Below are 26,364 nucleotides of genomic sequence, written 5' to 3'. Positions count from 1 at the left end.
GCGATTTGATGGGCGATTCCGCTTGACCTTTGGGGCTGCACTCTGTTGAACCCACCGGGTGTGTTTCACTGCTCAAGGTGGCTGTCCCCGATGGACGATCAGAACAAAAATCTCATCCTTGCAACCGCGCTCAGCTTTCTGGTGATCCTTGTCTGGTTCGTGCTGTTCCCACCGCCGGAATCAACCACGACGCAGGACGCTGCAGAAATTGCAGCTCTGGAAGGCGACGAGGTGCAAACACCCAGCGCGACCAGCACCGTGGGTGAAGCCACAGCGACCGCCGAGGAAACACTGCCAGAGGAACAGGCCCCTCGCGTCAACATCGACACCCCCCGTCTGAAAGGCAGCCTGTCCCTGTCCGGCGGGCGGATCGATGAGCTGTTTCTGAAAGATTACAAAGTCTCGATCGAAGAAGGCGCGCCTATTGTTGAGCTGCTGTCTCCGGTTGGTTCGGAATCGGCTTATTATGCCCTTTACGGCTGGGCACCGGGTTCAGGGGTTGCAGGTGCGGATGTCCCGGGCCCCAACACGCTCTGGACATTGGAAGAGGGTGAGACGCTTGGCGTGGACAACCCCATCACGCTGGCCTGGGACAATGGCAATGGCCTGACTTTCCGCCGCACCATCGCGGTCGACCAGGACTACATGTTCACAGTTACCCAATCGGTTGAAAACGCGACCCAATCCGAGGTGGGCATGGCCCCCTATGGCATTCTTGCACGCCACGGTATTGGTGAAGATGGCGACCTTCCGGGCCTGAAAAACTTCTTCATCCTGCATGAGGGTGTGATCGGCATGGCGGACGGCACGCTGTCAGAAGTTGACTATGGTGATGTCCGCGATTTTGACATCGACCCGAACGAACGGGCGCAGGCCGAGGTCTATCAGGTCAAGGAAGACGGCTGGATCGGCTTCACGGATCACTACTGGATGACCACGCTGATCCCAGAGCCGGGCTCGACCTTCAAAGCAGCCGCAAAATATGACTCGCGCCGCAAAATCTATCAAACCGAAACGGTGCTGCCGACGCTGACCGTAGCGCCGGGTGAGACTGCTGAAGTGACCACACGCCTGTTCGCTGGTGCCAAGGAATGGGAAGCCATTCGGGAATACCAGGCAGAAGGCGTACAGAAATTCATCGACAGCATCGACTGGGGCTGGTTCTTCTTCCTGACCAAGCCGATCTTCTGGCTGCTGCACAACATCAATCTGCTGATCGGCAACATGGGCTGGTCGATCATCGGCCTGACCCTGATCATCAAGGCGATCCTGTTCCCGCTGGCGTTCAAATCCTACGTTTCGATGGCCAAGATGAAGGAACTGCAGCCCCAGATGGAGGCCTTGAAAGAGGCCGCAGGGGATGACCGCCAGAAGATGCAGCAAGGCATGATGGAGCTGTACAAGAAGGAAAAGGTTAACCCGGCCGCAGGCTGTTTGCCGATCCTGATGCAGATCCCCATCTTCTTCTCGCTGTACAAGGTGATTTTTGTCACCATCGAACTGCGTCAAGCCCCATGGTTTGGCCCGTTCCAGGACCTCAGCGCTCCGGATCCGACCTCAATCTTCAACTTCTTTGGCTGGCTGCCTTGGGCGGCACCGCAGCCTGAAAGCTTCATGGCGCTGATCTTTATCGGTATCCTGCCACTGCTGCTGGGTATCTCGATGTGGCTGCAGCAGAAACTGAACCCGGCACCGACCGATGCAACACAGGCGATGATCTTTGCCTGGATGCCATGGGTGTTCATGTTCATGCTGGGCGGATTTGCCAGCGGTTTGGTGGTCTACTGGATCGCGAACAACACGATCACATTTACCCAGCAATACCTGATCATGCGGAGTCAGGGCTATACGCCCGATGTATTCGGCAACATCAAATCAGGCTTCAAACGAACGCCAAAGACGGACGACAAATGAGCGGTTCGGTCACCAGCATTTGGCGGCACCCGATCAAAAGTCACGGGCGTGAACGCCTTGATCGCATTACCATGATCCCCGGGCATACCATGCCCGGGGATCGTGTTTGGGCGGTTGCACATGAGGCGTCGAAAGCGGATGGATCGGAATGGGCACCCTGCGCCAATTTCAGCCGAGGCGCGAAGGCCCCTCAGTTGATGGCAATCTCGGCGCAGCTGCAAGGCGACTCGGTCACGCTGAGCCATCCCAATCGCCCCGATCTAAGCTTTGAGCCCGACGTGCAACAGGATACCTTTCTGGACTGGGTCAAACCGCTGATGCCTGCAGATCGCGCTGCGTCTGCCCGCATTGTCCGCGCCGCTAATCGCGGCATGACGGACAGCGATTTTCCTTCGATCAGTTTGTGCAACATGTCGTCGCATCGGGCGGTCGAACAGAAGCTAGGCAGGGATCTTTCTATCGCTCGCTGGCGCGGAAATATCTGGTTCGATGGCCTGCCGCTGTGGAATGAGTTCGACTGGATTGGCCGCGACATCCGGATCGGCGAGGCCGTTTTTCATGTGCGCGAACGCATCACGCGGTGTTTGGCGACAACCGCCAACCCTGAAACGGGTGAGCGGGATGCCGACACACTGGGTGCGCTGAGCAGCTGGGATCATCAGGATTTTGGCGTTTATGCCGAAGTTCTGGAAGGCGCCACCATTCACACCGGTGACGAGGTTCAGGTTCTATGACCACACTTCCCTTTCCACTAGCTGAAACTCCAGATGAATTCGCAACGGAAACCGGTCGAAAGCTGTTTGCCGGGCCATCCGAATTCGTCAAAGGCGTCGTTGCCATGGATGGCCTGCCTGCCCCCGATCGGCTGGAGGTATGTTTCGCCGGGCGTTCGAATGTCGGTAAATCCAGCTTGATCAACGCGCTAACGGGCACCAAGGGGTTAGCACGTGCCTCGAACACGCCGGGGCGTACACAAGAGATCAACTTTTTCACGCAAGGGCCTGAACTCTATTTGGTCGACCTGCCAGGGTACGGCTATGCGAACGCGCCGGTGAAGGTCGTGGAAAAATGGCAACGTCTGCTGAAACAGTATCTGAGTGGACGTCAGACCCTGCGCCGTGCCTTCGTCCTGATCGACTCGCGCCACGGGGTGAAACCTGTGGACGCCGAGATCATGAAGCTGCTGGATACCAGCGCAGTGACCTTTCAATGCGTTCTGACAAAGGCCGACAAGGTCAAAGCAAAAGACCGGGAAAAGGTGCTGGACCAGGTACGCGCCGCGCTTTCAAAACATCCTGCGGCATTCCCGGAGATCGTGTTGACCTCATCCGAGAAGGGCGACGGCATTCCGACCCTGCGTTCGATCATTGCGCATCTGGAGTGACGCTGTTCAGCAATATACAAGTCATGAGCTAAGGAAGCCGGGTCGCGCCCATCGGGTACGGCCCGTTCAGATTGGCTGTTTCCGCGATCCGGTCTTGGCACCATCCTCCAAACGCCCTAACACAGGGTCCCAGAGGGACAATCAGCCATGAAGACACGAGATATGAACCGGGATTGGATCGCCACCGCCGCCACATTGAACAGCGCCCTGCCCTATCTGCAGCGATACGACGGTGCGATTGTCGTCATCAAGCTAGGTGGCCACGCCATGGGCAGCGACGAAGCCATGGAAAGCTTTGCGCGCGATGTGGTGCTTATGCGTCAGGTTGGCGTAAACCCGGTCGTCGTGCACGGCGGTGGCCCAATGATCAATGCGATGCTCGACAAACTGGACATCCAGTCCGAGTTTGTGGGTGGTAAACGCGTGACGGACAAAGCCACAGTCGAAGTGGTCGAAATGGTCCTGTCGGGCCTTGTGAACAAGCGGATCGTGCAGGCGATCAATGCGCAGGGTGGCATGGCTGTGGGTCTGTCGGGCAAGGATGCCCATTTGATGATGTGCGAACAGACCGACGCCTCGCTCGGGTTTGTCGGCACACCGTCCGAGATGAACCCCAAAGTCCTGCATGACCTGTTTGCGCATGATGTTATCCCTGTGATCGCGCCGCTGGGCGCAGGTCGGAATGGCGAAACCTTCAATGTGAATGGCGACACTGCAGCCGGGGCGATCGCCTCAGCTCTTAAGGCAGACCGCCTGCTGCTGCTGACCGATGTAGCGGGCGTCAAGAACGCAGCGGGCGATGTCGTGACCGAGCTCAAAGCCGGCCAGATTCGTGAGATGACGCGTGAAGGCACTATTGCGGGTGGGATGATTCCAAAAACCGAAACTGCGCTGGACGCGCTGCATAATGGCGTTCGGGCGGTCGTTATTCTGGACGGGCGCGCACCAAATGCGGTGTTGCTCGAACTGTTTACGGAACACGGTGCCGGATCCTTGATCCGTCCTGATTAACGCCATAGTGATCTTCAACATCTTGCACCGGGCATTAACATGCTCGATTGTGAATGTATGGAGAACGAGCCCCTATTTCGCCTAAGCGTGTTTTTGATCCTGTTTGTTGTGTTTGCGGCGGCAGAGACAATTGCACCAAAACGCTTACGAACCTGTCCGCGAAAAAATCGGTGGCTAACCAATCTATCAATCACTGTTTTGAACACACTGATGCTCAGGACTATGGCGATTGGGTTGCCCTTATTGGCAGTTGGCGCTGCCATTGATGCCGGGAAAAATGGATTGGGCGTTTTTAATTGGCTCGCCTGGCCAGGGTGGGTTGAGCTTATTCTATGTGTGCTGATTCTGGACTTTGCAATCTGGCTACAGCATCTGATTACCCACAAGGTGCCAATCCTTTGGCGGCTACATCGTGTGCATCACGCCGACCGAGACATGGACGTCACTACTGCAGTCCGCTTTCACCCTGTTGAAATCGCGTTGTCCATGATCCTGAAAATCGGGCTAATCTATCTGCTCGGCGCCAGCGCCCTGGCTGTGATCCTGTTCGAGATCCTTCTTAATGGAACAGCGTTGTTCAATCATTCAAACTTGAAGCTCCCCCTTGCCGTTGACGCTGTGGTACGTAGGATTCTTGTGACACCCGATATGCATCGCGTACATCATTCGGTATTCCGAACAGAGCATGACAGCAATTATGGCTTTGCACTGTCTATCTGGGACCGAATGCTGGGGACTTACATTGCACAACCTCGGGACGGGCACGAACAAATGAGCGTGGGATTGGAATGGCAGGACGATCGACCAACAAAACTGGGCTGGAGCCTGGCTCTGCCCTTCCGCCGTTGATGACCTACGCCAATGTCGAACGAGCAGCCACTCAGGTTGGGCTGATAGTTATGGGTGCACTTCATCCAAGGCCCAGTGAAGCAAAGCAACTTAATGACGGAACCCTGATCCTTCTGGGGGCTGCAGGGGCATTCTGGCCTGCTCTGAAGGCCTCGGCTGAATGGCAGGATGGCCAACCCGACCCGGTTGATCGCTGGTCCAGACGGGTGATCGGCCAGCTTGCGCGGGACTTGAGGGGCACCGCCTACTATCCGTTCGGCGGCCCACCATACGCACCCTTCATTGACTGGGCACTTAAGTCCGGTCGCACCTTCAGCAGTCCGGTCGGGGCCCTGGTGCACGATACGGTAGGGATGATGATATCATTCCGTGGTGCGTTGCATTTTGCGGATGAGTTCTCAATTCCATCCGTGTCTCAATCGTCACCCTGCACAGAATGCCCCGCGCCTTGTGCAACAACCTGTCCGGTTGGGGCATTGAACACCCACAGCTTCTATGACGTGGCAGCCTGTCATGACCATCTCGATACCAAGGCGGGACACAGCTGCATGAACAAAGGCTGCCTCGCCCGGCTCGCCTGCCCTCTCAGCGCCGGCGCAGAGCGCCAGCCAGAGCAATCTGCGCATCACATGAAAGCATTTCACCGATCATGACCCGCACACTGATCCTAATGCGCCATGCCAAGTCCAGTTGGGGCGATCCCTTTGCCGAAGATCACGACCGCCCGTTGAACAATCGAGGACGCAAATCGGCCCCCGCGATTGGGGCGTGGCTGCAAAGCAATGGCTGGCTGCCGGATGACGTTATCTGCTCAAGCGCCAAACGCACCCGGGAAACGTGGGACAGATTGGGGCTGAGCACCCCGGAATTCCGCTTTACCCCCGCCTTGTATCTGACAGGCCCCGATGAGATGTTCGCCGAATTGGCCACAGCCACCGGCAATACCGTACTCATGCTGGGGCATAATCCCGGCATCGCTGCTTTTGCAAATCGGCTGGTACGCAACCAGCCCGATCATTCGAGATTCTACGACTATCCGACTTGTGCAACGACTGTAGTCCGGTTCGATATCCCCGACTGGAATGCGCTCGAATGGCATCAGGGTGAGGTTCTGGGCTTCACGATCCCACGCGAGCTGCTGGAATAGAAAAAGGCGAGGTCGACACCCCGCCTTCTTGGTTTTCTGATCCGAATTTAGTGTCCCAGAATCTGGCTGAGGAACAACTTGGTCCGTTCGCTCTGCGGGTTGTTGAAGAACTCTTCCGGTTCGTTCTGCTCCACAATCTGACCCGCATCCATAAAGATCACGCGGTTGGCGACCTGGCGGGCAAAGCCCATCTCGTGGGTCACACACAGCATCGTCATGCCTTCCTCGGCCAGTTCAATCATGGTGTCGAGCACCTCTTTGATCATCTCGGGGTCCAGCGCCGATGTCGGTTCATCGAACAGCATGATCCGTGGCATCATGCACAGCGAGCGGGCAATCGCCACACGCTGCTGCTGACCACCCGATAGCTGACCGGGATACTTGTCGGCCTGCTCAGGGATCTTCACCTTTTCCAGGAAATGCATCGCGCGCTCTTCGGCCTCTTTCTTGGGCGTCTTGCGCACCCAGATCGGGGCCAGCGTGCAGTTTTCCAGAATGGTCAGGTGCGGGAACAGGTTGAAGTGCTGGAACACCATGCCAACCTCGGACCGGATTTTGTCGATGTTTTTCAGGTCATTCGACAGCTCGGTCCCATCCACAATGATCGTGCCCTGCTGGTGTTCCTCCAGCGCGTTCAGGCAGCGGATCAGGGTAGACTTGCCCGACCCCGACGGCCCCGCGATCACGATCCGCTCGCCCTGATTGACGGTCAGATTGATATCGCGCAGCACGTGGAAGGCCCCGTACCACTTGTTCATGTTGGTGATTTCGATGGCGATTTCGTCGCTCACCTGCATTTTGGAGCGGTCGATTTCGCGTTCAATTGCAAGTTCAGACATGTGTTGAACTCCTTAACGGTGGCCAGTCTGAAGCTTGCGCTCCAGGTACATGGAATAACGGGACATGGAGAAGCAAACCACGAAGAACAGAACGCCGATAAAGGCAAACAGTTCCCAGTAGACGCCGTTCCAGGCGGTATCGGCGCGGATGCCGTTGGTCAGGCCAATCACGTCGAACAGACCGATGATCGAGACCAAAGTCGTATCCTTGAAGATACCGATGAACGTGCTCACGATGCCCGGGATCGAGATTTTCAGCGCCTGTGGCATGATGATCAGCCGCTGCGCCTGCCAGTAGTTCAGGCCCAGACTGTCTGCGCCTTCGTACTGACCACGCGGCAGGGCGGCCAGACCACCCCGGATCACCTCGGCCATATAGGCGGCCGAGAACAGGGTCATCATGATCATCACCCGCAGGATGATGTCAAAATTAGTGCCCGGCGGCAGGAACAGGTTCAGCAACAGCGATGCCACAAACAGCAGGGTAATCAGCGGCACGCCCCGAATGAACTCGATAAAGCCCACGCACAGGTATTTGACGATCATCAGATCGGACTGACGACCCAGCGCCAGCACGATACCGATAGGCAGCGAAACACCAATGGCCACGACACCCAACAGGATCGCTAGCATAAAGCCACCAAAGTCGCGGCTTTCCACCGGCGCGATACCGATCGGAATGATTGCATTGATTGCGTCAGCCACGGAACCGGCAGCAAACAGCCACCATAGTATGGGCAGCGCAATCGCAAGGATAATCGCGGCAAGAGACCCGGCAACCGGAAGCGCAAACTTGTACGCGAAATACCCGATGGCAAATCCGGCGGCGACCATGAGCGGCCCCCAGATCGAGCCACCCCACATCAGCCAAGGCAGCAGGAACGGATAAGCCGCCGTTACAATCAACAGCTTACGCGGCACCTTAGTGAACAACACCGGCGCAATAGCAACCAACAACAGGATGAAGGTCAGGTTCGGACGGAAATAGGCCGGCCATGCCCCTGTTTCAGGCGGATTCGACCATGTGGCATCCGGATGCGCCGGATACGGCGGATAGAACCCATATAGCAGCTGTAGCCAACGATCCTTGATCACACCCCAGCAGGCATGACCATGCGTATCGCCCCACGTAGCCATCATGATCTCACGACATTCCGACAGGGAATTGGCGTTCCAAACGGATTCGAACGTCCAGGACAGGATGTTGGAGAGCACATAGTAGATGAAGACCAGCGAGACGATTGTCAGGATGGCGTTCAGCCAGCTTGAAAACAGGTTATGCTTGATCCAGCCCAGTACACCGACCTCGGAGGCGGGTGGTGCCTGTTCCGGCAACATTTCCGTGCGGACAAATGAAACATCACTCATATTACCGCTCCACCAGTTTGACACGGTTGTTGTACCAGTTCATCACCGCCGAAATGCTCAGCGAGATGGACAGGTAGACCAGCATCAGCAGCAGAACGCATTCCAGCTCGCGACCGGTCTGGTTCATTGTGATGCCACCCAGCGTACCCGTGATGTCCATATATCCGACCGCGATCGCCAGCGACGAGTTCTTGGTCAGGTTCAGATAGTTCGAGATCATTGGCGGGATGATCACCCGCAACGCCTGCGGCAAGATCACCAGACGCATGGTCCGGCCCGGGCGCAGGCCCAGTGCGGATGCGGCCTCGGTCTGACCCTTGGAAATGGCCAGAATACCGGCGCGCACGATCTCGGCGATGAATGCCGCAGTGTACAGCGACAGGGCCAGCCACAAGGCAATCAGCGAGTTACGAAGGTGGGTACCGCCGCTGAAGTTGAAGCCTTTCAGCTCAGGGTAGCCCAGGTGAAAACCCAGAACGCCCAGCAGGATGGCTGATGGCACGAACAAAAGGCCCAGTTGGATGTGCCAGATGGTCGGGCGATCGCCGGTCTTTTCTTGCGTTGAATTGGCCCAGGCCGAAACCTTGCGCATCGCAAAGATGCTGCCGCCAAACACGATCAGGAAGGCGATCAGGTCAAGCGAAACATCAAAGCGCAGGCTTGAGGTACCGAAAAGGTGGATATCGCCCAATCCGCGCGAGAACAGAAACTCGGGGATATAGACCCCGCGATTTGTGACCGCGACCGTGCCAAAAAGATCCATCGTGGCTTCTGGGTTTTCACCTCGGAAGGCGCGCGGTGCTGGCAGGCTTTCAATCAGGATCGCCATGGCGAACACGATCCAAAGCAGCACTGGAACGTTACGGAACATCTCGACATAGACTGTCATGATCCGCGCGATCAGCCAGTTATTCGACAGGCGCAAAACACCGACCATGACACCGATGATCGTTGCTGTGATACAGCCCAGAACTGCAACAACCAGAGTGTTTAGCAGGCCTATAAACGCCGCGCGCAGATGTGTATCGCGCGAGTCGTATTCCAGCAGGCGTTGGTTGATGTCATAGCTGGCCGGTTCGGCAAAAAAGTCGAACCCGACTGTTCTGCCCAGCGTTTCAAGGTTCTGAATGGTGTTGTTGATAATCCAGGCTGCCAGAAGCATGAAACCGATCATCGCTATGACCTGAATGGTCGCAGATCGGTACCGCGTATCATAAAGGAGCATGGACAGCCGGAAGTGCTCCTTCGGCGGGTCAGTGAGTGTCGTCATGACCTATGTATATCCCCGTGCATCCCGGATGTTGGCAGAGTTTGCCTCTGCTCAGATCGTTCCGGGCGTGTTTCTTATGGAAGGAAAAAGGGCGCGGGTTCCCCCGCGCCCTTTTCCGTGGATCTTAGCGGAAAGGCGGTGCGTACAGCAGGCCACCATCGGTCCACTGTGCGTTCAGGCCGCGTGCCAGACCGATCGGGGTTTCCTCGCCGATGTTCTTGGCAAACACTTCGCCGTAGTTACCGCCGACTTTGATCGCGCGCTGTGCCCAGTTCGCGTCCAGACCCAGCATCTCACCCAGCGTACCTTCGGTACCCAACAGGCGGTTTACCTCTGGGTTGTCGGTGGCACCGCTGGACATCTCGTCGATGTTCGCCGAGGTTACACCCAGCTCTTCCGCTGCGATCAGTGCGTTCAGGGTCCAGCGGACCACATCGCCCCACTCGTGATCGCCATGACGGACAAGCGGGCCCAGCGGCTCTTTCGAGATGATTTCGGGCAGGATCACGTGGTCGCCTGCGTTTTCAAAGGTGGCGCGCGTAGCAGCCAGACCCGATGCGTCGGTGGTGTAAACGTCACAGGCACCAGCCAGATACTGCTGCTGCGCTTCGGCGTTGGTTTCGATCGGAACCGGCTCGTAGCTCATGTTGTTGATGCGGAAGAAATCCGCCAGGTTAAGCTCAGTTGTGGTGCCGGTCTGGATGCAAACGGTTGCACCGTCCAGTTCCTTGGCCGAGCTGACGCCCAGTGCCTTGGGAACCATGAAGCCCTGACCATCGTAGTAGTTGATGCCGACGAATTCGAACTTCAGGTCGACGTCGCGGCTGAAGGTCCACGTGGTGTTACGGGCCAGCATGTCAATCTCGCCCGAAGCCAGCGCGGTGAAACGTGTTTTACCGGTGGTCGGGATGAACTCAACGGCGCTTGGGTCGTCCAGAACGGCAGCGGCTACCGCGCGGCATACGGCCACGTCAAAACCCTGCCACTCACCATTGGCATCGGGGCTGGCAAAGCCGGGTACGCCGGTTGCAACGCCGCAGTTCAGCTTGCCGCGGGCTTTCACGTCGTCAACGGTACCCGCTGCAGCCGCGCCAGCAGCCAGGCCGGCAATGGTTGCCACGCCCAAAATTACGGATTTTTTCATTTTTACCTCTTCCTGATTTTCCATCCCTGAATAGAACGGTTCGATCCGGCGCATAGGCGCCAGAAAGGTTACCCAAAAGGTGTCTCCCCTTTAGTGGCCCGAGTTTGGGCGTATTCATCAACAAACGTCAAGGGCTGGATCAGGGAAAACGATAGGTCTTTTCGGGCAGAATCGGACACAAATTCACGATTTGACGAGAATCCGTCTCAGAACGAGAGGTCAAAGAACTGCTTTGCGTGCAGAAAGGCGGCCCGTTTCACTTCGGCGGCGGCATGTGCCTCATCGTCGTGGCCCCATTGTTCGATCTGCCAAAGCTCGTCCAGTCGAGAAATGCGCCATATCTCGTCCGGTTTGCGCCAATTCTGGGCTGCCGCGAAACCAAGAATCAATGATCCCGACAGGCTGACGAGGTCATGAAACGCCGCCAGCTGGAACGCATTCAGTCCATGCACCCGGTCACGCAGGCCGTGCAGCACCTCGGCAGCTTGCGGTTGATGCACCACCCCTGCACGCGGGATCAACCGCGCGCCCAGCACGTCCGCAGCCCAATCCAATGCAGGATCCCAGGCCTCGGACTGCCGCTGCTGCAACGTTTCGGGATGGGTCGCCCGATAACACAACAGATCCGAGTCGCCGTAATCGGCCAGCATATCGGCAACCTCACCATGCTGGTGCCGCACCTTGTCGATCGCCGCATTGGCCGAACGGGTGAATGGCATCGTGGTCGGATCAATTTCCTTTTCCTGTGCATCCCATTCCCGGGCAACAGCCTCGGCCATAGGGCGCGTGGGCAGGTCCAGCGCAGCCTTGGCGGGCGTTTTGACCCGCCGACCATCCAGTTCAACCGTATAGCCCCCGTCGGTCTCAACGACCGTGCTTGTCGTCCAGAAGCGTTTGGGTTTCCAGTCGCTCATCTCTTTAGCCCCAGATCTTGGCCAGTGCGCCTGGCAATTCTTCGAATGTTTCGATCACATGTGTTGCGGTCGTCAGTGCCCGACGATCGTGATAACCCCAGCTGACACCGATCCCGGCAACTTGCGCGGCTGCGGCCATATCCATGTCAAAGCTGGTGTCGCCCACCATGACGGCTTGCGCAGCCGGCACGCCCGTTTCAGCCAAAGCTGTTTCTATCATCGACGGGTGCGGCTTGGACGGGTGGTGATCTGCAACCTGACGAGTAATGAAATGCTGCTGCAACCCATGCCCTTCAAGCAGCGCATCAAGCCCGCGCTGAGATTTGCCTGTGGCCACTCCCAAAAGAACCTCGGGCTGAGCGTGAAGAGCCTCAATCACTTGGCGCGCACCGGGATAAAGCGGCGAGCTTGCGGCGCCCTGCTCCAACCTTTGCGCGTGATAGGCCTGCTTATATCCGTCAACCAATGCGCTTTGTATCCGCTCGGACTGATCTGCTGCCAGACGCGCCATTGCATGGGGCAGAGATAAACCGACGATGGACAGGATGGCGTCACGGTCCGGGACCGGTAGTGACTGCGCCTGAAAACAGGCGGTCATTGCCGAAACAATGGCACCCTGACTATCGACCAGAGTGCCATCCACATCAAACAGGACTAGCCGCAATGGGGCGTTCATCGCAACTCCTCAAACGGATCATCTGCAGCGAGGTCTTCGGTCCAGCCCAGCGTATCCCAGCTGTGTTTCATATGATCCGGTAAAGGCGCCGTAAGCGAGATGGGTTTGCGGGTCATCGGGTGTTCAAAGGACAGGCTGCGGGCGTGGAGGTGCAGCTTTTTGCTGATGATACCTCCCAACTGCGCGCCCCAGCCATCGCCGAGGTTTTCCTGCCCCGAGCCGCCATATTTCCCATCGCCAATGATCGGGTGACCGATCGCCGCCATATGTGCGCGCAGCTGATGGGTCCGCCCCGTCACCGGCTCCATCGCGACCCAGGCTGCCCGCCCTGCAACGCGATACAGCGTTGCATAGAGCGTATGCGCACGTTTCGCGCCGGGCGTATCGTTCACTTCGCTCGGATGAACAGCGATCATCTTCTCGCCTTCACCCTGTTTGCCATGTCCCGGAGCCTTGACCAGCCCGGTCTTGATCTCTCCCAAATAAGGCGTCGGCACCCCGGCAACGAGCGCCCAATAGATTTTCTGGGTGTTACGATGCCGGAACGCAGCGGTCAGCCCCTTGGCAGCCTCGCGCGTGCGGGCCAACAGCAGTACGCCCGAGGTGTCTTTGTCCAGCCGATGCACAAGGCGCGGGTTCTCGTCATACCCAAAGCGCAATGCCTCAGACAGGCTATCCACATGGCGGGTCTGACCACTGCCACCTTGAACCGGCAGCCCATGCGGCTTGTTCAGCGCCAGCACGTGATCGTCTTTATAAATCACGCAAGACTGGATCATCTTTGCGTCAGCGTCCGAAACACGATGCTTTACGACAGCGGGCTTATGGTCGGCGTCTGGCAGCGGCGGCACACGCACGGACTGCCCGACCTCTAACCGCGTCGAAGCTTTGACCCGACTGCCATCTACGCGCAGTTCACCCTTGCGGCACATCTTCTCGATCCGGCCCTGGCTGACATGAGGAAACAGGCGGCGCAGCCAACGATCCAGCCGCTGGTCGCCATCCCCCTCTGCTACGGTGATCACCTGTACGCCGCTCATGCCATTGCCCCTTGTTCCGCACGGCTGATCCGCCCGGATTGTGCTTGTTTCAGTGCCTTAGAAATCATGCGCGTCTGTCGCGCGCATCGGGTGCAGAGTCAAGTCTAGCCCTGATTGCGTTGCGTTCTCAGCTTGGCGAAGTATTCCAGCCGTTTTTTCAGCTCGCGCTCAAAACCACGCTCTACCGGCTGATAGAGAACCGGGCGCTTCATATCATCCGGGAAATAGTTCTGACCCGAGAACCCATCTTCGGCATCGTGGTCATAGGCATACCCTGCACCATATCCCTGATCCTTCATCAGCGATGTCGGAGCGTTCAGGATATGTTTGGGCGGCGGTTCACTGCCCGATTGCTTGGCCAGACGCATCGCCGCTTTATAGCCCACATAAGCGCCGTTCGATTTCGGAGCGAGCGCGAGATAGACCACCGCCTGAGCCAGCGCCAATTCGCCCTCGGGCGAGCCCAGCCGTTCATAGGTCTCCCAACTGTGCAAACAGATCGATTGCGCCTGCGGATCGGCCAAACCGATATCTTCAACCGCCATCCGTGTGATCCTGCGCGCCAGATAGCGCGGGTCTTCGCCGCCGGTCAGCATCCGCGCAAACCAATAGAGCGCCGCGTCGGGATCCGATCCGCGCACCGATTTGTGCAGGGCCGAGATCAGATTGTAATGCTCATCCCCCGATTTGTCGTATTTCGCAGCCCGGCGCATCAGGCGCGTCGACAATGCATCCGAGTCCAGAGCAGTATCGACTTTCCAAGCAGCGACCTGCTCAATCAGGTTCAACAGCGCCCGGCCGTCACCATCTGCCATCTCCTGCAACGCTTCTCGGGCTGCAGGTGTCAGGGGCAAAGCTCGGTCCAGCTCTTTCTCGGCGCGTTGGGTCAGCCGCTCAAGATCGGCGAGGCTGAGACGCTCCAGTACCAGCACCTGAGACCGGCTGAGAACAGCAGCATTCAGTTCGAATGAGGGGTTTTCGGTGGTTGCGCCAACCAGCAGGATCGTACCGTCCTCCATATGCGGCAAGAACCCGTCTTGCTGCGCTTTGTTGAAACGGTGGATCTCGTCAACGAACAGCAAAGTGCCCTGTCCGTTTTGCCGACGGATTTTGGCAGCCTCGAACACCTTCTTCAGATCCGGGACACCGGTGAAGATCGCGCTGATCTGTACGAAATGCAGATCGGTTTCCTGCGCCAGCAACCGGGCAATGGTTGTCTTTCCCACACCCGGCGGGCCCCAGAAGATCAGGCTGGACAAGCTACCCGAGGCCAGCATCACCCCCAGCGGCGCATCCGGCCCCAACACCTGCTCTTGCCCGATCACCTCAGACAGGGATTGAGGGCGCAAGCGATCGGCAAGCGGCCTGTGCGGCGACGCGGTTGGTTCGGCAGAACCGGTATCGAACAGATCACTCACGTCTTACAGCCTGAACCGCACTGAGATTGACCGGCCTCCCCGTTCAATCTCGACCTGCACCCGGCGACCTGGATCGGTCAGGGCCTGAACGACATCCTCCGGTGTCTCGGTTCTGGCTCCGTTGATACCTTTTATGACATCGCCCACACGCAATCCTGAGCGCCCGCCATAGCGGTTCGGATCAACCACCACGACGCCGGTCTGAGACAGCGACAAGCCAAGCTTAACAATCACCGCCGGATTTACGCCCGAGACGATCAGACCCGGCATCACCGTATCTTCGTCCAACGTGGTCTCATCCGCAGCAGGCGTTTCAGGCGGCCGGATCAGCGCCACTTCGATGTCCGAGCGGTCTTCACCGCGCAGCCGGGTCAGGACCGACTTTCCACCCACCCCGGCAACCGCCATGCGAAATTTCATCTCGGCCGGAGAATTCACCTCGTCCCCGTCGACATGGGTGACGACATCGCCAACCCGAAGGCCCGCTTCGGCAAGCGGGCTCAGTTCATGCAAGTCGGAAATCACGACACCCAAAGGAATGACCATGCCCAGAGACTCGGCAATATCCGCGCTCATGTGCTGACCGGCCATACCCGCCCAAGGGCTGACAAAGTTCTCATTGCCCGCCTGCGCCTGACGCAGGAATTCGGCTACCAAATTGGCCGGAATGGCAAAGCCGATACCGTTCGACCCGCCCGAGCGGGTCAGGATTGAAGTATTGATACCAATCAGATCACCATTCACATCGATCAGCGCGCCACCGGAATTGCCCGGGTTGATCGCCGCATCGGTTTGAATGAAGTACCCTCTTGCGTTTCCGGTTGCGGTTCCTGTGCGCGCCAGCCCTGAAATAATACCTGACGAAACAGTTTGGCCGACGCCGAACGGATTGCCGATCGCCAGCGTCAATTCTCCGACCTCGACCTGATCGGAATCGCGCATCTGCAGGAACGGCAGATCGCTTGCCTCATTCAGCCGCAAGATTGCAATGTCGCTTTCTTTGTCGCCCAAAACCACTTCGGCAGTGAATTCACGACGGTCGGTAGTCACGACCTGAATTTCCGATGCCATCCCCACAACGTGGTAGTTTGACACTACATACCCATCACCAGTGAGGATCACGCCAGAGCCCAGCGAATTCTGCACACGGGGGCGTGGCGTCCCAAATCCACGGCCAAAGAAGTCCTGAAAGAACGGGTCAGAGAACAGCGGATTTGCCCGCCCTTCGCGCACAATCTTGGCGTAGATGTTCACAACCGCCGGGGCAGCCTGCTTTACGACAGGGGCGAACCCGAGGCTGATTTCGGTCTGGCTTTTTGGTACCTGAGTCTCTGCGGCTGCCGGTATTGCGCCCATCAGCAATACTAGGAAACACAATAGTCTTAGCATCATCGGCCCTCCGGCAATATCGCCAACCGGATATGCGGGGCCGATGCAAAGATTGCAAGCGACATAACCCGCTGCCTTCGACAATGCTGAGGACCTACCGCTTTCTTTTGAGCTATTCGCTCAAATATCCTGCTTGAGCATTATGGCTTCGCAAAGCGTTGGAAAAGTTTCACAGGGAATTGTGCTATGTGTTGGACTTGGCGCTGAATCCAATCAGAGGGAACGACCATGCACAAAGACCGGGAGTTGACCTTTGCAACGGCCCTTGCCTCTCATCATCAAAAAAAGAGCTTTGTGCGGGAAGAGCACGCCCACGAGTATTACCAGGCCTCACTACTGAGTGCCGTCATGCAGGGCGTCTATGACGGGACTGTTTCCATCGGTCAGCTGCTGGAACACGGAGATTTCGGTCTCGGCACGTTCAACGCCCTGGACGGAGAAATGGTGGTGCTGGATGGTGTCGCTTATCGCCTGGATGGGGAAGGCAAAGCGACAATTGCGGATAACGGCGCGCTAACACCATACGCAGCCGTCATTGACTTTGAACCAACGATTTCGCTTGCGTTGGATTCTCGGGTTAACAAATACGGTTTCGAGGAGGGTTTGGATGACATGGCCGATGCAAAGAACCTGTTTTATGCGGTTCGTTTCACCGGATTGATCAAACACATTAGGTATCGAAACGTTTTGAAACAGGAACGGCCATACAAACCTTTGCTGGAAGTGGTCAAAACGCAGGCCGAGTTTGAATTGGAAAACGTGGAGGGAACTATTCTCGGGTTCCGCTGCCCTGACTACGCAGTCGGGATCGGCGTACCGGGTTACCACTTGCATTTCATCTCTGACGACCGGACCACCGGTGGGCACGTACTTGATTACACATTGACCCGGGGAAAGATCGAAATCGATCACACCTCGTCTCTTCATCTGGAACTGCCAGAGACAGAGGATTTCTCTGACGCCAATTTGTCCGCGGGAGCGTCAGCGGATGGTATCCTGAAAGCCGAAAGCAATTAAATTTAGGCCGACTTGGATTTTCACACGGAGCAAAAGAAAACCCCCGCGTCTGCGACGCGGGGGCTGAGACTCAGATATAGCCAAGGCTTATTCTTCGTCTGCGGCCTCTTCGGCGGCAACACGAGCTTTGTCAGCTGCGCCTTTGGCGTCGATGTCGCGGTCAACGAATTCGATGATCGCCATCGGTGCCATGTCACCATAGCGGAAGCCTGCTTTTAGGATACGGACATAACCGCCCTGACGCTCGGCGTAACGAGGGCCCAGAACTTCGAACAGCTTGGCGACGTCTTTGTCTTCTTTCAGCTGTGCTGCGGCCTGACGGCGGGCGTGCAGGTCGCCGCGCTTGCCCAGAGTGATCAGTTTTTCAACGATCGGGCGCAGTTCTTTTGCCTTGGGCAGAGTTGTTTTGATTTGCTCATGCTCGATGAGCGAGCCAGCCATGTTTGCAAACAGAGCTTTGCGGTGCTCATGAGTACGGTTCAGGCGGCGATAACCACGTGCGTGACGCATTTTCTAGTTCCTTCTTTCGCGTTTTGCTTTGTCTGGCCGGCGATGCGTGTCACCGGCTCTCCTTGGGGCGGAAGTGCCCATATGGTCCCCGGCAGCCCGGGCATTTGTGAAGACGCGCTTAGAACGCGTCTTCGAATTTCTTGGCCAGATCTTCGATGTTGTCGGGCGGCCAGTCCTCGACATCCATGCCGAGGTGCAGACCCATGCCGGATAGCACTTCCTTGATCTCGTTCAGCGACTTGCGGCCGAAGTTCGGAGTGCGCAGCATCTCGGCTTCGGTCTTCTGGATCAGATCGCCGATGTAAACGATGTTGTCGTTCTTCAGGCAGTTTGCCGAACGGACCGACAGTTCCAGCTCGTCCACTTTCTTCAGCAGCAGCGGGTTGAACTCCAGACCATCGTCCTCGTCCTGGCGGCCAGCCGATTCCGGCTCGTCGAAGTTGACGAAGATTGACAGCTGATCCTGCAGGATGCGTGCGGCGAATGCCAGCGCGTCTTCCGGCGTGATCGAACCGTCGGTGTCGATCTTCAGGGTCAGCTTGTCATAGTCCAGAACCTGACCTTCGCGGGTCGGCTGAACGTCATAAGCAACCTTTTTGACCGGCGAATAGATCGCGTCGATCGGGATCAGGCCGATGGGTGCGTCTTCGGGCTTGTTCTTCTCAGCCGAGACATAGCCCTTGCCGGTGTTGACGGTCAGCTCCATGAACAGGTCTGCGCCATCATCCAGGTGGCAGATGACGTGATCACGGTTCAGAACCTCGATGCCAGCGCTTTCGCTGATGTCGCCAGCGGTAACTACTGCGGGGCCTTTGGCATTGATCGACAGGCGCTTGGGGCCTTCGACTTCCATGCGCAGCGACACGCCTTTGAGGTTCAGGATGATGTCGGTGACGTCTTCACGTACGCCCGCGACCGAGGAGAACTCGTGCAGTACGTTATCGATCTGAACGCTGGTGATGGCCGCGCCTTGCAGCGAGCTCATCAGAACGCGGCGCAGCGCGTTACCCAGGGTCAGACCAAAGCCACGCTCCAGCGGCTCGGCAACCAGGGTTGCCTGACGTGCAGGGTCGTTGCCCGGCTTGCCGTCAAGCTGGGTCGGCTTGATCAATTCTGCCCAATTCTTATGGATCATGTAATCCCTCCATTCCTGTCCGCGCCCCATGACCAACAAGGTGCAGACGCCCGAGGTTCAAAATGACGTGCTGGGGCCGTGCAAAAACACAGCCCCAGCTTAATTCAAAATCGCTTAGACGCGACGACGCTTCGGCGGACGGCAGCCGTTATGAGCGATCGGGGTCACGTCGCGGATCGACGTGATGTTGAAGCCCACTGCAGCCAGCGCACGCAGAGCCGATTCACGACCCGAACCGGGGCCCTGAACTTCGACTTCCAGCGTCTTGACGCCATGTTCCTGCGCCTTTTTGCCTGCATCTTCTGCAGCCATCTGAGCGGCGTAGGGGGTCGATTTCCGCGATCCCTTGAAGCCCATGGTACCGGCAGACGACCACGAGATGGCGTTGCCCTGTACGTCCGAGATCAGGATCTTGGTGTTGTTGAAGGTCGAGTTCACATGGGCAACGCCCGATGCGATGTTCTTACGCTCTTTGCGCTTAACGCGAGTCTTGTCACGTGCCATCGGTCAGACCCTCCCTTATTTCTTCTTACCGGCAATGGCCTTTGCGGGGCCTTTGCGGGTACGAGCATTGGTGTGGGTACGCTGACCGCGAACCGGCAGGTTGCGGCGGTGACGCAGTCCGCGATAGCAGCCCAGGTCCATCAGGCGCTTGACGTTCATCTGAACTTCACGACGCAGGTCACCTTCAACGGTGAAGTTTGCATCGATGTGCTCGCGGATGGCCAGAACTTCGGCGTCGGACAGTTCGTTGACGCGACGGTGCGCTTCAATGCCTACGGCTTCGCAGATCGCTTTGGCCGAAGTGTTTCCGATACCGGTGATATATGTGAGGGCGATTGGTACCCGCTTTGCAGTCGGGATGTTTACGCCGGCAATACGTGCCACGTGTCACTTTCCTTTTTGTTGCGGTTCCGTAACTCCGGAACCTTTTTTCACAACACTTGACCGTGGCAGTGACGCCAGAGGGTCCAGTATTATTCGAGGTGGTCGGGGCAATTGGGACGAATCCCGCATGCGATCTTGATTCCCTTTAGGGATGGGGGTCGATATGGGCTTTTGGCGGTGCCGTCAAGCCCATATTGATATCAGCCTAGAACGGCCTCGATCGACGCGGTGACTTCCTTGATATCCGCCAGCCCGTTCACCGGGCGCAGATCGCCTTTGGCGTAGTAATAGCCAATCAGCGGCGAGGTCTTCTTGTAGTATTCCATCAGGCGCGTACGAAGGCTGTCTTCGTTATCGTCGGCGCGACGGACGAAGTCATTTTCCTTGCCGCAATTGGTGCATTTTCCATCCGCCGGGATCGGCTTGGTGTTGTCATTATATACCTCACCACACCCGCCGCAGGTTGACCGCGCCGTGATCCGGTCCACCAGCGCGTCATCGTCCACACGCATCTCGATCACCGTATGCAGCGACTGGCCCAGCTTGGTCAGCAGAGCCGACAGCGCGTCTGCCTGTGCCAGCGTCCGGGGGAAGCCGTCAAAGATGAAACCGGCACCTTTTTCGGTGGTCAGTTTCTCTTCAATCAGGCCGATCACGATCTCATCGGTGACCAGCTTGCCCGCGTCCATGATCGCAGCAACCTTCTGGCCCATTTCCGTGCCCGAGGTTTTCGCCTCGCGCAGCATGTCTCCGGTGCTGAGTTGCACCATACCGCGGGTTTCAACCAGGTGACGCGCCTGCGTTCCTTTGCCTGCCCCCGGGGGGCCGAGAAGAATGATGTTCATCGACGAGCAGCTCCCTTTCTGCCGCGTTTCTTGCCTTTGCCGCGCAGCTGGGACTTTTCAATCAGCCCTTCGTATTGATGCGCCAGCAGGTGGCTCTGGACTTGTTGGATCGTGTCCATGGTCACAGAGACGATAATCAGAACCGAGGTACCACCGAAATAGAACGGGATAGCAAACTGGCCCCGCAGGATTTCAGGCAGCAGACAAACGGCCGCCAGATAGGCCGAACCCAGAACCAGCACGCGGTTGACCACGTATTCCAGATATTCGGCGGTCTTCTTGCCGGGACGGATACCCGGCACAAAACCGTTCTGCTTTTTCAGGTTGTCCGCCACATCGTCCGGCTTGAACGACACGTTGAACGTGTAGAAATAGGCGAAGAACACGATCATCGAAGCGAAGAACAGCAGATAAAGCGGCTGTCCGGGGCCGAAGTTGGCCAGCAGCCACGACATCACCGGGCCATTTGTGGCGCCCGACGAGAAGGTCGAGATCGTTACCGGCAGCAACAGCAGCGAGCTTGCAAAGATCGCAGGGATCACACCCGCCGGGTTCACTTTGACCGGCAGGTGGCTGGAGCCGCCTTCGTAGACTTTCATACCAGCCTGACGGCGCGGGTATTGGATATGGATCTTGCGCAGGGCCCGCTCCATGAACACCACAAAGGTGATCACGGCAATGACCATGATGATCACACCCACGATCACGGCGGGGCTGATCGCACCGCTGCGGCCCGAAGCGAAGAACTGCGCCAGAGCTGCGGGAACCTCGGCGATAATGCCGACGAAGATGATCAGAGAGATACCGTTGCCGATGCCGCGTGCGGTGATCTGCTCGCCCAGCCACATCAAGAACATGGTGCCGCCGACCAAAGTGATCATGGTCGACATACGGAAGAACATGCCCGGATCGGTCGCAAGATCGCCCGATTCCAACGAAACCGCCAGACCATAAGCCTGAACGGTAGCCAGAGCCACGGTACCGAAACGGGTGTATTGGTTGATCTTCTTGCGCCCTTGCTCGCCCTCTTTCTTAAGCTGTTCGAGCGCGGGAACCATCGATGTCAGCAGCTGCACGATGATCGAGGCCGAGATATAGGGCATGATGCCGAGGGCAAAGATACCCATCCGCCCCAGCGCCCCGCCGGTGAACATCGAAACCATGCCGCCGATGCCTTGCCCCGCTTGCTCCATGAACTCGCGCAGTGCTTGCCCGTCGATACCTGGGACCGGAATGAAGGTGCCCAGACGATAGACGATCAACAAACCCAGCGTGAACAGGATGCGGTTGCGCAGATCGGTGGCTTTGCCCAAAGCAGCCCAGCTTGTGTTGGCTGCCATTTGTTCTGCTGCTGATACCATAAATCGGTCTCTCTTATGAAAACACCGCCCGGAACCGTTTTCCGGCTCGGGCGGCGTCTTGGAAAACTCTGAGGTCTATGTAAGCGGGTCTGCGCCCGCTCACAAGCGCTTACTCTGCCGCAGCAGCTTTTGTGACCGTCAGTGAGCCGCCCGCTTTCTCAACCGCTTCAACAGCAGATTTCGAAGCACCGGTGACTTCCAGGTTCACTTTGGCGGTGATTTCACCTTTGGCCAGAACGCGGACACCGTCCAGCTTGCGGCGGACCAGACCGGACGCAACCAGAGCGTCCTCGGTGATCGCAGCTTTGGCGTCCAGCTTGCCGGCGTCGACGAATTTCTGGATCAGGCCCAGATTGATAACGGCGAATGCCTTGCGGTTCGGCTTATTGAAGCCACGCTTGGGCAGGCGCTGGTACAGCGGCATCTGGCCGCCTTCGTAGCCATTGATGGCCACACCCGAACGGGATTTCTGGCCTTTGATACCACGGCCACCCATTTTACCTTTGCCAGAACCGGGACCACGGCCAACGCGGGTGCGTTTAGGTGCGGCGCCAAGATTGTCGCGCAATTCGTTCAGTTTCATTTCGCTTCTCCTAAGCCGGATGTGACCCCCGAAGCGTGATGGGCCAAACACGGCATTTCTTGATTTTGATTCTTGTGGACGGAAATCCACCGGAGCGCTCTACAGCGTTGCGGCCTCGGTTGCAAGCATTGTTCAATCACATCCCCAATACCAAAAGAGGCGCCGTATAGGCGCCTCTTCAACGGTGAGTGGTTGGGGTGTTACCCACAGTAGGCGTGTTCGCGCGCGATATCCGCGATATCGCAGCGACGAATACCGATATCATCCAGTTCGCGGTTGGTCAGGCGCTGAAGCTCGGTATAGGTGCGGTTATATTCCGTCGCCCGGGCGCGGTTTTCTTTCACGCGCTCAAACAGGTTCGCAATACGGGCGCTCAGATTGAAGCCGCCATGTGTCAGTGTAACTGTATGTGCCATATCTTTGATCCTTTCGAATGTCGGGGCGCATTCCCCGATGTCACTTGATTTGTTCCTTCATTGGACAGGCGTGAGATAGGCGCAGACGATAACGCTAACAACGCGTGTTTCGGTCTAGCCGGTATGCGTTTTGTGAATGGCAATACAGGGTCCACCTGCTACTCTGAATGCACCGAGTGTCCGCTCAGCAGGCAAAGCCGCTGTTTGATTTCGCGGTATACGAGACTAAGCTGCGGCGACGGATTCGGGTAGTTACACACAAATTCAATCAAGCACAGATGCTCCTCGCGGAAACAAAAACGAAGTTGACAGCAAGCATATGAGAATGGTCGCATAAGCTATAGTCTGATTAGCAGGGAATATAGCCATGAAAATTCCTTTCAGTGCGACCTTATTTATTTGGCTTTGTATGTCATCTACCTCTGCGTGGGCACAAGAAACCGCCGAGGGTGGGCAAGTTGGTGAAATGACCATCTCGGAGGCCGACATGCATGCCCCTGCATCAGATGCGTTTTCGCCTTATGCGGGACGTGACTTTCCAACTAGACCTCTTTGGGGCGACACCCACTTGCATACATCGCTCTCACTTGACGCGCGTGCGTTTGGTGTACTTCTTTCGCCTTCAGACGCGTTTCGGTTTGCACGTGGAGAAGAAGTAACTACTTCTCACGGCCTACGGGCGAAGTTGTCTCGCCCGCTCGATTGGCTCGTTGTTTCAGACCATTCAGACGCGATGGGGGCGATGAACGAGATCGTCGCGGGGAACGCAACTTTGATGGGCGACCCAACTTTACGCGATTGGAACGACAGGTTGAACCAAGGAGGCAATGTGGCCCTTGGAGCGACAATGGAGGTTATCGAAACTTTCGCCGGAATTACCGGTGAAGCTTTGCCAGAGGCTATTGCGGACCGTCGTTTTGTACAGTCGGTTTGGGATGACTTTACGGAAACTGCAGATGCCTATGATCAACCGGGATCGTTCACAGCGTTTATCGGCTACGAATGGACGTCGACAGAGGGTGGTAACAACTTGCACCGTAATGTCATCTATAGGGACGACAAAATTCGGGCGCGGCAAATGTTGCCGTTTACGACTGCCGAGACTTTCAATCCTGAAGATCTGTGGGATTGGATGGAAAGATACGAAGAAACGACAGGCGGGCGCGTCCTTGCATTGGCGCACAACGGAAATGTTTCCAATGGTTTGATGTTTCCTGTCGAGACAAACCCCGATACCGGCGAACCGCTCACAGGAGATTACGCGGAAAGACGCGCCAAATGGGAGCCACTGTATGAGATTACTCAGATCAAAGGCGACGGCGAGGCCCACCCGTTCCTGAGCCCAAATGACGAGTTTGCAGATTACGAAACATGGGACGTCGCAAACCTTGGCCCTGTCCCCAAAGAAGACTGGATGTTGCAGTACGAGTATGCTCGCGAGGCTTTAAAAAATGGATTGAAGCTTGAGACGCAGCTTGGGACCAACCCTTACAAGTTCGGTGTCGTGGGATCCACAGACAGTCACACGGCCTTGGCGACAGCCCAGGAAGATAACTTTTTTGGTAAGCACTCAGGCGTGGAACCTGAGCCTGGGCGCTGGCAGCATGTTGTCGGCGAGTTTGAAGCGACCAGAATTCTGGGCTGGCAGATGGCTGCCTCTGGTTATGCGGCGGTTTGGGCCAAGGAAAATACGCGAGCATCTATTTTCGACGCGATGGAACGCAAGGAAGTATATGGCACAACGGGTAGTCGGATCACGGTACGTTTCTTCGGGGGATGGGATTTCGAAGAACACGATGCTCAATCGCGGCTTCCTGCGGAGATTGGGTATGGCAAAGGCGTACCGATGGGGGCAGATCTACCGGAAGCGCCCGGTGATGCCTTTGCGCCGAATTTTCTCGTCGCTGCACTCAAGGATCCGTACTCGGGTAATCTGGATCGTATTCAGATAGTCAAGGGCTGGCTAACAGAAGCCGGTGAGACACAAGAAAAGGTTTTTGATGTCGTCTGGTCCGGCGATCGGGATATCGGTGCCGATGGCAAGCTACCGCCTGTCGGCAATACCATGGACGTCGAAACCGGCACGTTCACGAATTCAATCGGATCGCCGGAATTGATAACCGTCTGGTCTGATCCCGAGTTTGATCCGGGACAAAAAGCCTTTTACTACGCGCGCGTGCTGGAAATCCCCACGCCGCGATGGACGGTTTACGAAGCTATTCGGTTCGGCGACGAACTACCTGAAGAAGTACCTACATCCACACAAGAACGGGCTTATACTTCGCCCATTTGGTACACTCCGGAGGGGTAACACTTCACCGCAAACGCGCTCATGTTTTATAGCTGCGTTGGGCTCGCAGCAGACAAACATAATCGCAAACACGAAAAAAGGCCCCCGAGTTTTCGAGGGCCTTTCAATTCTCAAAAAAAGACTGCGCTTAGCCGCGCTCTTCGATGATCTCAACCAGATGCGGGATCTTGTTGACCATGCCGCGGACCGAAGGAGTGTCCTCCAGCTCGCGGGTGCGGTTCATCTTGTTCAGGCCCAGGCCGATCAGGGTTGCGCGCTGTTCGGCGGGGCGGCGGATCGGGGAACCGATCTGCTTGACGACGATGGTTTTTGCCATTGTTCGCTCTCCTTACGCTTCTGCTTCGGCAGCAGCCGGTGCTTCGTCCCGCTTGGGCAGGATGTCGGCGACCTTTTTACCGCGACGTGCGGCAACCGAACGCGGGCTCTGCTCTTTTTGCAGGCCGTTGATGGTGGCACGGATCATGTTGTACGGGTTCTGCGAGCCCAGCGACTTGGAAACAACGTCCTTAACGCCCAGCATTTCGAACACAGCACGCATCGGACCACCGGCGATGATACCGGTACCTTCAGGTGCGGTGCGCATAACCACTTTACCGGCGCCGTGACGGCCCTCGATGTCGTGGTGCAGCGTACGACCTTCGCGCAGTTGCACGCGGATCATCTGACGCTTGGCTTGTTCGGTTGCCTTACGAATGGCCTCAGGTACTTCTTTTGCTTTACCCTTGCCAAAGCCGACGCGGCCTTTCTGATCGCCGACAACCACCAGAGCGGCGAAGCCAAAGCGCTTACCACCTTTTACGGTTTTCGACACGCGGTTGATTGCGACCAGACGATCTGCAAATTCCGGCGCTTCTTCACGATCGCGGCCACGGCCCCGACGGTTTTCACGTTCTGCCATTTGGCATCCCTTTTCTCATGTGGCGCATGCGGCGCCG

At 57.1% G+C, this 26,364-nt stretch carries 28 protein-coding genes; 9 read left to right on the top strand and 19 right to left on the bottom strand.

Features of this window, described 5'->3' with window-relative positions:
• The first annotated feature begins 90 nt into the window (after positions 1–90).
• From yidC to ACR0AW_RS18545, 7 genes are all read left to right on the top strand, one after another.
• Complete coding sequence (gene yidC, locus ACR0AW_RS18575; protein ID WP_170733982.1) at positions 91–1,914, top strand: membrane protein insertase YidC; 1,824 nt, start codon at positions 91–93, stop codon at positions 1,912–1,914.
• A complete protein-coding gene (locus ACR0AW_RS18570) occupies positions 1,911–2,648 on the top strand; it encodes an MOSC domain-containing protein (RefSeq protein WP_170733981.1) in 738 nt (245 codons plus the stop codon). Before yidC ends, ACR0AW_RS18570 begins: the two co-directional genes overlap by 4 nt.
• Complete coding sequence (gene yihA / locus ACR0AW_RS18565) at positions 2,645–3,298, top strand: ribosome biogenesis GTP-binding protein YihA/YsxC (protein ID WP_170392875.1); 654 nt, start codon at positions 2,645–2,647, stop codon at positions 3,296–3,298. The genes ACR0AW_RS18570 and yihA overlap by 4 nt, the downstream gene beginning before the upstream one ends.
• A gap of 147 nt (positions 3,299–3,445) precedes the next feature.
• Positions 3,446–4,309 carry an acetylglutamate kinase gene (argB, locus tag ACR0AW_RS18560; protein WP_170508738.1) on the top strand — a complete coding sequence of 288 codons (864 nt, stop codon included), beginning with the start codon at positions 3,446–3,448 and terminating at the stop codon, positions 4,307–4,309.
• Between the two features lie 57 nt (positions 4,310–4,366).
• Complete coding sequence (locus ACR0AW_RS18555) at positions 4,367–5,158, top strand: sterol desaturase family protein (RefSeq protein WP_170508739.1); 792 nt, start codon at positions 4,367–4,369, stop codon at positions 5,156–5,158.
• Positions 5,158–5,811 (top strand): ferredoxin, encoded by a 654-nt coding sequence (locus tag ACR0AW_RS18550; protein ID WP_170733980.1) that lies wholly within the window; start codon positions 5,158–5,160, stop codon positions 5,809–5,811. The genes ACR0AW_RS18555 and ACR0AW_RS18550 overlap by 1 nt, the downstream gene beginning before the upstream one ends.
• Complete coding sequence (locus tag ACR0AW_RS18545; RefSeq protein WP_170733979.1) at positions 5,808–6,305, top strand: histidine phosphatase family protein; 498 nt, start codon at positions 5,808–5,810, stop codon at positions 6,303–6,305. The genes ACR0AW_RS18550 and ACR0AW_RS18545 overlap by 4 nt, the downstream gene beginning before the upstream one ends.
• A 47-nt stretch (positions 6,306–6,352) precedes the next feature.
• Here the strand turns inward: ACR0AW_RS18545 and ACR0AW_RS18540 are convergent, their stop codons facing one another.
• The 9 genes from ACR0AW_RS18540 to ACR0AW_RS18500 form a co-directional block, all read right to left on the bottom strand.
• Entirely contained in the window at positions 6,353–7,144 is a 792-nt protein-coding gene (locus ACR0AW_RS18540) for an amino acid ABC transporter ATP-binding protein (protein ID WP_304621965.1), read from the bottom strand.
• 12 nt (positions 7,145–7,156) lie between these two features.
• Positions 7,157–8,512 (bottom strand): amino acid ABC transporter permease, encoded by a 1,356-nt coding sequence (locus tag ACR0AW_RS18535; protein WP_170392880.1) that lies wholly within the window; start codon positions 8,510–8,512, stop codon positions 7,157–7,159.
• Between the two features lies 1 nt (position 8,513).
• Positions 8,514–9,782, bottom strand: a complete 1,269-nt coding sequence (locus tag ACR0AW_RS18530; RefSeq protein ID WP_170392881.1) for an ABC transporter permease subunit — start codon at positions 9,780–9,782, stop codon at positions 8,514–8,516.
• A 124-nt stretch (positions 9,783–9,906) separates the two neighbouring features.
• Positions 9,907–10,926 carry an amino acid ABC transporter substrate-binding protein gene (locus ACR0AW_RS18525; RefSeq protein WP_170392882.1) on the bottom strand — a complete coding sequence of 340 codons (1,020 nt, stop codon included), beginning with the start codon at positions 10,924–10,926 and terminating at the stop codon, positions 9,907–9,909.
• Positions 10,927–11,132: 206 nt separating this feature from the next.
• Positions 11,133–11,840 carry an ATP12 family protein gene (locus ACR0AW_RS18520; RefSeq protein ID WP_170567416.1) on the bottom strand — a complete coding sequence of 236 codons (708 nt, stop codon included), beginning with the start codon at positions 11,838–11,840 and terminating at the stop codon, positions 11,133–11,135.
• 4 nt (positions 11,841–11,844) lie between these two features.
• Positions 11,845–12,516, bottom strand: coding sequence for an HAD-IA family hydrolase (locus tag ACR0AW_RS18515; protein WP_170465253.1), 672 nt, complete (start codon positions 12,514–12,516; stop codon positions 11,845–11,847).
• Complete coding sequence (locus ACR0AW_RS18510; protein ID WP_170733978.1) at positions 12,513–13,556, bottom strand: RluA family pseudouridine synthase; 1,044 nt, start codon at positions 13,554–13,556, stop codon at positions 12,513–12,515. The genes ACR0AW_RS18515 and ACR0AW_RS18510 overlap by 4 nt, the downstream gene beginning before the upstream one ends.
• A 104-nt stretch (positions 13,557–13,660) precedes the next feature.
• A complete protein-coding gene (locus ACR0AW_RS18505) occupies positions 13,661–14,974 on the bottom strand; it encodes a replication-associated recombination protein A (RefSeq protein ID WP_170733977.1) in 1,314 nt (437 codons plus the stop codon).
• Between the two features lie 3 nt (positions 14,975–14,977).
• Positions 14,978–16,363 carry a trypsin-like peptidase domain-containing protein gene (locus tag ACR0AW_RS18500; protein ID WP_170733976.1) on the bottom strand — a complete coding sequence of 462 codons (1,386 nt, stop codon included), beginning with the start codon at positions 16,361–16,363 and terminating at the stop codon, positions 14,978–14,980.
• Positions 16,364–16,591: 228 nt separating this feature from the next.
• Here ACR0AW_RS18500 and budA point away from each other — a divergent pair, with 228 nt between their 5' ends.
• Positions 16,592–17,380: an acetolactate decarboxylase gene (gene budA, locus ACR0AW_RS18495; protein ID WP_170733975.1), complete on the top strand. Its 789-nt coding sequence runs from the start codon at positions 16,592–16,594 to the stop codon at positions 17,378–17,380.
• 87 nt (positions 17,381–17,467) lie between these two features.
• Here budA and rplQ read toward each other — a convergent pair whose 3' ends face one another.
• The 8 genes from rplQ to ACR0AW_RS18455 all read right to left on the bottom strand — a co-directional run bounded on the left by rplQ (position 17,468) and on the right by ACR0AW_RS18455 (position 23,118).
• Positions 17,468–17,890, bottom strand: coding sequence for a 50S ribosomal protein L17 (gene rplQ, locus ACR0AW_RS18490; RefSeq protein ID WP_170392888.1), 423 nt, complete (start codon positions 17,888–17,890; stop codon positions 17,468–17,470).
• 118 nt (positions 17,891–18,008) lie between these two features.
• Positions 18,009–19,025: a DNA-directed RNA polymerase subunit alpha gene (locus tag ACR0AW_RS18485; RefSeq protein ID WP_010437127.1), complete on the bottom strand. Its 1,017-nt coding sequence runs from the start codon at positions 19,023–19,025 to the stop codon at positions 18,009–18,011.
• A 114-nt stretch (positions 19,026–19,139) separates the two neighbouring features.
• Complete coding sequence (gene rpsK / locus ACR0AW_RS18480) at positions 19,140–19,529, bottom strand: 30S ribosomal protein S11 (RefSeq protein WP_008757289.1); 390 nt, start codon at positions 19,527–19,529, stop codon at positions 19,140–19,142.
• 15 nt (positions 19,530–19,544) lie between these two features.
• Positions 19,545–19,913 (bottom strand): 30S ribosomal protein S13, encoded by a 369-nt coding sequence (gene rpsM, locus ACR0AW_RS18475; protein WP_008757392.1) that lies wholly within the window; start codon positions 19,911–19,913, stop codon positions 19,545–19,547.
• Positions 19,914–20,113: 200 nt separating this feature from the next.
• Positions 20,114–20,758 (bottom strand): adenylate kinase, encoded by a 645-nt coding sequence (locus ACR0AW_RS18470; protein ID WP_170424551.1) that lies wholly within the window; start codon positions 20,756–20,758, stop codon positions 20,114–20,116.
• The gene (gene secY / locus ACR0AW_RS18465; protein ID WP_170392890.1) at positions 20,755–22,119 is read right to left on the bottom strand and encodes a preprotein translocase subunit SecY; all 1,365 of its coding nucleotides are present in this window, start codon (positions 22,117–22,119) and stop codon (positions 20,755–20,757) included. The genes ACR0AW_RS18470 and secY overlap by 4 nt, the downstream gene beginning before the upstream one ends.
• Positions 22,120–22,228: 109 nt before the next feature.
• Complete coding sequence (gene rplO, locus ACR0AW_RS18460) at positions 22,229–22,702, bottom strand: 50S ribosomal protein L15 (protein ID WP_480439416.1); 474 nt, start codon at positions 22,700–22,702, stop codon at positions 22,229–22,231.
• A gap of 200 nt (positions 22,703–22,902) precedes the next feature.
• Entirely contained in the window at positions 22,903–23,118 is a 216-nt protein-coding gene (locus tag ACR0AW_RS18455; RefSeq protein ID WP_170663167.1) for a DUF1127 domain-containing protein, read from the bottom strand.
• Between the two features lie 409 nt (positions 23,119–23,527).
• Between ACR0AW_RS18455 and ACR0AW_RS18450 the strand changes: the two genes are divergently transcribed.
• On the top strand, positions 23,528–25,429 hold the full coding sequence (locus ACR0AW_RS18450) for a DUF3604 domain-containing protein (RefSeq protein WP_480444256.1): 1,902 nt from the start codon (positions 23,528–23,530) through the stop codon (positions 25,427–25,429).
• A 127-nt stretch (positions 25,430–25,556) separates the two neighbouring features.
• Here ACR0AW_RS18450 and rpmD read toward each other — a convergent pair whose 3' ends face one another.
• Together rpmD and rpsE are read right to left on the bottom strand one after the other, a co-directional pair.
• Entirely contained in the window at positions 25,557–25,745 is a 189-nt protein-coding gene (gene rpmD / locus ACR0AW_RS18445; RefSeq protein WP_039538297.1) for a 50S ribosomal protein L30, read from the bottom strand.
• 12 nt (positions 25,746–25,757) lie between these two features.
• Positions 25,758–26,327 carry a 30S ribosomal protein S5 gene (gene rpsE / locus ACR0AW_RS18440; RefSeq protein ID WP_155148691.1) on the bottom strand — a complete coding sequence of 190 codons (570 nt, stop codon included), beginning with the start codon at positions 26,325–26,327 and terminating at the stop codon, positions 25,758–25,760.
• Positions 26,328–26,364 lie beyond the last annotated feature (37 nt).

The organism is Ruegeria sp. C5 (assembly GCF_056537605.1).
The sequence above is the reverse complement of the archived record's forward strand: the minus strand, read 5'-3'. Positions and strand labels throughout refer to the sequence as shown.